General features: G+C 62.2%; 2 protein-coding genes. Both read right to left on the reverse strand.

The annotated features are described in order from the left end of the window. Nucleotides 1-10: 10 nt before the first annotated feature. Entirely contained in the window at nucleotides 11-8,440 is an 8,430-nt protein-coding gene (locus tag FDP25_RS04400; protein WP_172982747.1) for a Tc toxin subunit A-related protein, read from the reverse strand. A gap of 10 nt (nucleotides 8,441-8,450) precedes the next feature. After that, nucleotides 8,451-8,882 (reverse strand): hypothetical protein, encoded by a 432-nt coding sequence (locus tag FDP25_RS04405; RefSeq protein ID WP_154149304.1) that lies wholly within the window; start codon nucleotides 8,880-8,882, stop codon nucleotides 8,451-8,453. Nucleotides 8,883-8,894: the final 12 nt, after the last annotated feature.

Below are 8,894 nucleotides of genomic sequence, written 5' to 3' on the forward strand. Positions count from 1 at the left end.
AGCCCGCCGATCAGTTCAGCGACATCTGCACCAAAAGCACGATATCTTCGACCGCGCCGTCAGCGAAGGCCGAGGTGGCCCCCGCATCCCCCGGGGCAAGATCGCCCGCATCGACGATGCGCAAGAGGTGATCACCCAAAAGCCCCGTCCCGAATCCCGCTGCGGCACTGGCGCCGACATAGCCGGGGAAATCGGGCAGCGCGGCAAAGCCGGACACGGTTGTCCCGTTGATGCTGATTTCGGTGCCGGTGGCCGACAGCCCGTCACGGGGTTTGATCAGCAACAAGGCCTGATCAAGACTGATCGCGCGATTGCGCAAGGCCACGGGCAAGGCGCGTTGATCGAGTGTCAGCATGGCATCGACATTGACCGGCCCGGTGGACAGCTGATGCAGGACGGTGCCGAATTCCTGTCGCAGGCTATAGGCCCGGGCCAGTGAATTATCGGTCAAGGCCTTGGCCAAGGCCCCTTCGAGCGAGGCATTGGCATCTTCGACCCGGTCGCGCAACACCCCGTCGCTTTCCGCCGAATAGGAGATATGCAGGATCACGTCATTGATCGTGGCATAATCGAACGGCCGGAAGTTGCGCGGCAGGGTCACTTTCCATGTGCTTTCCACGGCCCCCGCCCCTTCAAAGGGCATATAGCGCGGATCGGCGAAGCTGAAGTCAAAGACGCCGGCATCGGACTGTGCGGTGCTGGTGGCAATCTGCACGGTATGGCGCAACAGACTGTCGGTCAGGCCCGCCGGTCCATCCTGTGTGGGTTCCACCCGCAGTTTCGAGCCCGTCAGCGTCAGCGTCGCGGGGATGTTGACGTAGGGCCCGGTCACGCAGGCAATCGACAGGCGCGCGGAATTGATGATCCGCCGGTATTGCCCGGGATAGAGCAGATCGAAGGCCAGTTCGGGCACGGTGAAGGTACATTCCCCGGTTTCGCGCAGGCGCATCAACCCGGCTGGGTCGATCTCGGCAAGGGAGAAAGGTTGCGAGATTTCCAGCTTGCGATAGTTGGTTTCGAGGAAGCGTTTTTCCATCGCGACCAGATCGACGGCCAGTTTCTCGCCCGACAGAAGACCCGCCTGCCCCGGTTCCCAATAGCTGAGGTCCAGCAGGATGGCGGTATCGTCGGGCCGTTCGAACCGATAGGCCTGTTCGGCCAGTTGCGCCATGGAGAAGGCCGCGTTGAAGGCTTGGCGATAGATGGTTTGCAGGGTTGAGACCATCCATGTGTAAAGCTCTTCGCCGGAAAACTTGCTTTCGTAGAAATCCAGCACCTCTTCTTGATCTTCGATGGCCTGAAGGTGGTTTTCCAAGGCGCGTTCGGCGATCTCTAGCCGGATTTTGGCGGCGGCGATCTTTTTCTCGATCTGCTTGAGTTCGTGTTCGTCGAGTTTCTTGCTGTGTTCCCAGCCCTTGCGGCGGCGCTGATACTTGGCCTCAAGCGAGGCGGATTTGCCGAAGATATCCAGCATGGTGCCTGTATCGCTGAAGACCTTGGCCCATTCCTTGGCCGAGCCGCCCAATTCGGCACCGCCGTATTTCATCGCAAAGGGCGATCCCAGTTGCGGGATGAGGTAGAAGATACCGGCGGTGCCGCTGAGGGCCGCGCTGAGGCCCTTGCTAAGACCGGCCCCGTGGGTTGAGATTTGCTCGGCCCGTTCCCATGACAGCAAGTCTTGAGAGATATTTTCTTCGTAATAGCTTTTGCGGTATTCCACCGCCTCCTTGCGGCGGTTGATCTCTTCAAGGCTTTCCTCAGCGATCTTGACCTCGTTCTCGCGCACCTTGGTGACAAGGTTTTGCATGTTGATCGCCTGTTGCAGGCGCAGCTTGGCCAGTTCCTCGCCATCCTTGCGTTCGATGGCGCCCTGCAGCTTGGCCCCGAAGCCCTGCACCAGTGAGGTGTATTCGCGGGCCTTCGAGATCAGGTAGGAGAAGCGATAGGGCGGCAGGTTGCCCGCGCTGGCCCCCAGTATGTCACTGAGGCTGAGGCCGGCGGCGCGGGCGCGGACAAGCGCCATCGGGTCGATCTCGGGCGCGAAGAGCGCCATATCCACCCGCTCGCCATCGATGTTGCGGCAATTGTGGATCTTGTACAGACGGTCTTCGATGCGGTCCCAGATTTTCATCAGGTCCTTGTTGCGCGGCACGCAGAAGACCGGCCCGACCTGCCGCACAACCGAGGTGGTAAAGGCATCGGGGCTGATCCGGTTCCAGTGGCGCCAGTTGCGATCAAGGGTTTCGGTGGCGCGCATATGGCCACGTTCGGCATAGACCTTGCCGGTGCCGTTCCACGTCATTTGCCGCCCCGGAATGCCGTCTTTGACATGCGCCGTTTCATAGCGTTTCTCGGCCTCGATATGCGGGGCCAAGACCGGTTCGGCCGGCTCGGACGACGGGCGATCGGCAAGCATGGCGACGGTGGGGTCGTCGTTGATCTGCAACTCGGTCTGGCCGCGGCTTATCTTGTCGACCCGTTCGGCGGCACCCGCGGTGCGGGCGCTGTCGAAGGTCATTTCGGCCATGACCATGGATTCGGTCTTGGCCTTGAGGTCGAGCATGTGGAGATCGGCGCGTTCCATGGCGACGAAATCGCGGCTGGCGACAAAGCCGGTATTGTTGGCCTCGTGCATGATGCCGTGGTGCACCCAGAAGCTTTCGGCCTCGATCAGGAAATCCTGACCGGCCTCCATGTGCGGTTTGATCTTTTCATAACTGCGCGGGCGCACCTTGCCTTCGCCGCAATCCCCGGCATCGGCGGGGCGCGGGCCCATGATCTGGCGGGCCAGATCGTAAAGGATATGCGCCTCGTCCACGGTTTCGCGCTGGAACTGGCGGAACAGGCTGTCGGCCCAGTCCAGCAGGTTATCGACATAGCGCATGACGATATTCTTCTGGAAAGCCGACAGGCGCAGGCGGGCGATGGCATAGGGGTTGAAGGGGTCCTTGCGGTAGGCCTCTTGCGCCTCTTCATCGGTGAGGATGCTGCGCAGGGTGGGCGGGGCCATGCCGTGGAATTCGGCATATTGCCAAACGCGATCACGCTCGGCCTGTTTGCGGGCGCTGTCCGACAGACCGGCCAGATCGACACCGCTGTCGAATTTGGCGGTGGGGTCGAAGATGGTCTGGTACCAGCCTTGGGCGGCGGAATAATCCCCGCGCGCATTGTGGTGCCCGGCCAGAAGCGCCGGGATATACATGAAAATCTCGCGGAAATAGGTGCCAAGGGGGCCCGCGTAATCTAGGCCACTTGTGGTGCCGCGCAGCAGGGTGCGCATGTTGCTGCTGGTGACCAGATGGGCCTTTTCCTTGAAGTCGGCCTGCGCCTTTTTATCGAGCAGCGCATCGACCCCGCCGTAGAACAGCGTGCGGCTCATCTCGTTCAAGACGGTGGTGCCGACGCGGCGCGCCTCGTAGGGGCGGGCGCTGCTGCTGAAGTTGTAGCTGAAGAAGCTGGCATCGCTTTCTTTTTGCACGAACATGCAGGGAAAGCCGAAATCGGATTGCGGCACGACGAGATGCGGATCGGGGGTGTTGACCCGCGCGACCGACGCCCCGAGGTCACGGCCAAAGAAATTCATATCATCGCGGGTGTCGCGCGCGGTATCCTCGTTGAACCCGCAGGCCAAGAGGTTACGGTCAAGCGCCTCACGGGATTTCACGAAATCCTGACGCGCGCCGACAGGTGCAGAAACCAGCCTAGGGTGCCAGTCTATCGATTGCTCATAAAGGCGCCGTCGGCTGTCGGGGCCACGCATGTGCATGGCCTTGCGGTTGCCGCGCCAATAATTGTTCATATGCTCGGTTTGGCTTTGCGTGAGCTTGGTGCCGCGGCGCTCATACAGATCGACATGAAACTGGATGTGACGTGCGCCGAGACTGAGATACAGCTCCCCCCGCAGAATACCGGGATAGACCTTTTGCCAAGCCGGGGCGTTCAGGCGGTAGCCTTCGTGGTAGTCATAGTGCCCGACCAATTCATCGGAATAGGTGGGGATAAGGACCGAGGAGCCAGGATTTTTTTGAATGCGGTGTTCAAGCAAAACGCCGCCTTCACGCAAGATCCAGTTCTGTTCAAGCCGGATCTGTTGCGGCGTGGCCCATGTGCCATCGAGGCGCAGGAAGGTGAACATCACCTTGAAGGTGTGCTTGTAGCCACGGAACTTGTTTTCCCCACCTTCCACCTCGCTGCGCGAGGAGGTGCTGGATTCCACCCAGAACAGATGCAGCCGGTTGTTGTACATGAAAGGCGAGACATCGCGCACCGGGATGGCCACGTCGATCTTGCGCCGCGCCGAATAGGTCACACGGCGATTGTCGAGGAACTTGCCGAAGGTCAGGTTGTGGATGGTCCAGTAGTAATAGGTGGGCGGATCATCGGCGGTACAGCCGAAGACATGCATCACGTCCTGACCGTCCGACCAGATATGTTCGTGATAAGCCCCGGCGATGCGCAGGTTTGCCACCTCTTCGAAGCCCCGCATATAGGCGCCATAGGCATCCAGAACGGTCTGTTCGGTGACATCCTGTTGCAGCAGGGTTTTTTCAAGCGTTTCGAACAGCGGGGTCTTGTTGTCGCGCAGTTCGGGCAGCATGTAGTTTTCCGGCCAGAGGAAGACTTTGCGGTTGGCCTCCCAGACGCGGTAGTTCTTGCGCCATTCCCATTCATCGGCGGGGATGCGCGAGGGGCTGATATGGACGTGATCCGCGGCATCCGCGGGGCGGCGGTCTTGTTCCATATTGAGCACGACACGGTGTACGTAGCTTTGCAGCGAGCCGATGGCCGAGACCACAAGCGAGGTGCGCGCACAGCCCTCCATATCCGGGTCGATGAGGTAGTAGTTGTATAGGTCGCCGCGACTTGTGAAGCGTCCGGCGGAATCGCGGATCATCCTGTCGGCCAGCGCATCGCGGCGTTTGCCGCGCAGCGCGTCCTCATGTGCCTCGGAGGCCGAGGCAAAGGCCGCCTCGTCGCCCAGCCGCAGGCGCAGCGCCGCCTTGAGGCTTTCGGCCCCTTCTTTCAGGGACTCGGCAGTCTCGGAGGCCAGAAGGGCCATGACATCGGCCCCCAAATGGCGGTCCTCGGCAAAGGCGACGATCCGGCGCATATGCGTCAGGGCGGGAACCGCCAAGTCCGGCAGGCTGGCGGCGGCCTCGAAGACGCGCACCGTGGCGATATCGGCCCCGGTGGCCTGGGCGAATTGGCCGGTGTCGGCGGCGGCGAAACCATTGGCGGCGGTATGGGCCGCCAGCACCGCCTCGACCGCCTCGGCGTGGTCGTCATCCTCGCCGTCTTGCAGAGCGTCGATATAGCCCGCGATGGCCCCCACGCTGGCGTGGGTCCAGGCCGCGACCGGGTTGGCCAGAGCGAAAAGCGCGCGGTTTGCATCGACGAATTGCACCCGTTCGGCCGTGATCACGTCATCGGCAAGGGCAGCGATGGGGCGGCGCATCCGGGCCAGCGCCGTTTCAAGCGGCCCGGCGGCCCCGCCGCTGGCCGCGTCGATCACGCCGGCCTGTGTGAAATCGGCCCCCGCCAAGGTGGCCAGCGCATCGAATTTGTCTTGTGGCACGTCAAGCGCGAGGGCCAGTTCCTCGGGCAGGATGCGCCGCAGGTTGAAGCCATCCAGAACCGCCTGCAAATCCGCCTCGGTCACACCGCTGGGAAAGCCCGCCGCCGGGGCCGTGATGGCGGGCGCAAGGCCGACCCCCGGCTTCAGGCGCAGCATGTCACGCTCGGCGCTGTCGAAAAGACTTTCGTTGGCGCGGGTGATGGCGCGGGATTGATCCTCGCTGACGCCATCGAGAAAGGCAAAGACCGTGGGCGCAAAAAGGCCACGTTCGCCATCGGCGATGGCGGCCACCACATGCGCCGTCAGGGCAGCGGGATCAAAGAATTCCTCGTCCTGTGCCGGATCGGTCGGCCCGCCCATGAGGGCCGCCACGACAGGCAGCTCGAAGGGCATGGTTTCGGCCCTTTCAGCAAAGTCCAGCAGGGCGGACACGTGATCGGGCGTGGTGACGGCGGAGGCGCCGGTGGCGATGCGGATGGCCATGAAAAGCTCGGAAATATCAAGGCCCAGCGCCTCGGCCAACAGGGCATGGCGATAGAGCAGCGACAACGCATCCGCCGTCAGAAGGAAACCGCGATCCTGTTCGGCGGCGGCTTCGGGATCGAAGCCGAGGGCAGGTGCAAGGTTGACGATCAGCTCAAGCAGATCTTCCTCGCTGATGCCGAAGGCCATGCGCATGCGTTGCGAGATGAAAACCCCGGCATTGGGGCCTGCATCGGGCAAGGAGGCATCGTTGCGCAATCCGGGATGAACAAAGCGCAGCGCCGGGGCCGGAAAGGCCACCGCACCATCGGTGCGCAGGGTTTCATTGAACAGCCGGTCCATCAGCGCGCTGTCGTGATGGCCCATGGCAATCTGGGGGATATCACCGCCCAGCGCGAGGGCCTGATCGGGGTCAAGGCCAAGCACATCGGCGGTGTGCGCCACGCGCAGCACCCGGCCAATGGCGGCATCGGTCAGGCCGCCGCCCACACGGGTCATCACCGCGTCCAGCGTGGCCGGATCCCAGCCGATGGCCTGCGCCAGCCGCCAGAAGCGATGCGCCCGGTCCAACATGGCGCGGGTCATGCCGGTGACGCGCTCGATATCGTTTTGCACGCTGGTGGCGGAACGTTTCTGGGCGCGGATGCGGATATTGCCGCCGCCTTGGACGAAATCGGTTTCGACCAGCGCGCCAAAGTCATCGCGGCTGATCTCCATGCCGGCCATGATTTCCTGTACATCGAAGGCATCGGCGGTATTGCCCGAGCGCGTAAATTCCATCCGGTAAAGCGCTTCGAGGAAACCCCATTGACTGCGGGCCGTGGTGATCATCTCGTAGGCGGGCATCGACAGCAGAAGCGCCGCCGCATTGGCCGCATCGTTGGGTGCGTCGGGACGGATCAGGCCCATGATCTCGGCCCGGTCGGTATCGAAATCGGTGACATATTCATCGGCTTCGGCCGCGCCGAGGACGAAGGGCGTGACGAAAGACCGGGTGGCGGCGGGCAGGTCATCGCCATAGACCTTGGCGTGCACCGCGTCACGGTCGGACATGTCGATCCCGGCATCGGCGCGTTTGGCGATGGCGGTTTCCAGAATACCGTTGATGATGCTGAGAGTGGGCACCAGATCATGGGTGTTGTCGCAGGTCAGCGGGGTGGTCCACAGATCGGGCCGCCGGTTTTGCAGCTTGAGCGCATGATCGGCCTTGGCGCCGGTGAATTCCTTTTTGGTGACATTCTCGTCGACGAAATTCATCAGGTCGATGAAATAGGCCGACGGGCTGAGGATCGAGTCACAATGCGCGCAGTCGCAGAAGCTTTGATCGCCGAACAGGTCTTCGTAGCCGGGCAGTTTTTTCAGGCCGTCGGTGACATCCTCGGGCGGGGTGGGCAGCCATGTGTAGCCGCCGGGTTGCCAGATCAACTCGTCGGCGAGGGTGGCCACGAGGTTTGTCACCGTCAGGCGGGTGTCGCGGGCGCGGGCATAGACCATCTCGGCCTCGACCAGCGGCATGCCGGTCAGGTTTGCGACGGTCATGGGGTCACTGGCCGCGACGGCCACGGCGGAATGGAATCCCCCCTGCATCAGCGCGGCCGCGTTGCGCACGGTCCCGCCCACCTTGTAGGTGCGCGTCCGGGCCTTGAGCACGGTCACGACCGCCTCTTGATCCTCGTCGGCGATGCCATCGAAGTTGAGCTTTCGCAGATCGTCGGACCCTGGCATCAGGTCAAGCTGCATCAAATCCATGTCGCGGTTGTTTTCGAGAAACCCTTCGAACAGCGCGACGCGTTCGGCGATCTGGGCGGCCACACGGTTTGCCGCCGCGCCCGATTGCGCGATCTTTTCAAGGCCAAGGCCGGGGTAGGCCCCGACCGTGGCGCGAACTTCGGTTATGGCCGCTTTTTCCTTGTCGTCCAGACGTGCGGGCAGATTGGGATCAAAGAGGGCGTCGGGGTCTTTCTTGAGAAACTCCCTGACGGCGGAATAGCCTTTGCTGATCTGCTCTTTCTTCGGGGCGGCCAAACGCATCTTGAGGCCGGTATCGGGAAACCGCTCTTCAATACGGTTACGTATAGACTCGGCCTTGGCCTTGGCCCCCTCGGGGTCTTTTTCCAGCAACTCGGGCGCCGTGGTTTTGGCCAGTTCCTCATCACTGGCGAACAACAGGTCCTCCAGCTGTTCGGGCTTGCGACCCAGCGCCTTGACCGGTGTGGAGGCAACACGTTCGACCGCTGAGATATCGTCGCCCAAAAGCTGCGCGAACCCGGACAGGAGGCCCAGCCGCTTGGCGTCTTCCTCTTTCAGCTTGCCTTCGATCGCCAAGCTGCCAACCCGTTGATCCGACAGCGATTCTAGCGACGGCACGCGCTCGAGCAGCACCTTGGCACTTTCATCGGACAGGTTCGGCCAGATCGGCCAGGGCCGCCACCCGCGAGCGATCCAGTTCGCTGCGCAAAAAGGGCATGTCGTCCAGGATCGCATCCTGATTGTCAGCATCAAGTTCCGCCAGGCGTTCGGCAATGCCCGTGGTGGACAAATCGGCCTCTAGCCGGGTCTTTTCCGTCTCTTCGATGTCGGCGGCCTTGATCGCATCGGCGATCGTCTCGCTCGCCTTGCGTTCCAGAATTTCGCTATCCGAAATTTCCTTGATCCGGGCACGCACGGCATCGGGGACAGCTTCGAGAGAGCCAAGCACCTGCCGCCTGCGCACCTCGGCCAGGACGGTTTTTGTCACGCCTTCGCGGGCCGCTTCGGCCACCGAGAGGGCCCGTTTCTTGGCCAATTCACGCAGACCTTTGAGATCAAGAATTTCTTCCGGCATGACAAGTCTCCC

It is taken from the genome of Roseovarius bejariae (assembly GCF_009669325.1).
GTDB classification, from domain to species: Bacteria; Pseudomonadota; Alphaproteobacteria; order Rhodobacterales; family Rhodobacteraceae; genus Roseovarius; species Roseovarius bejariae.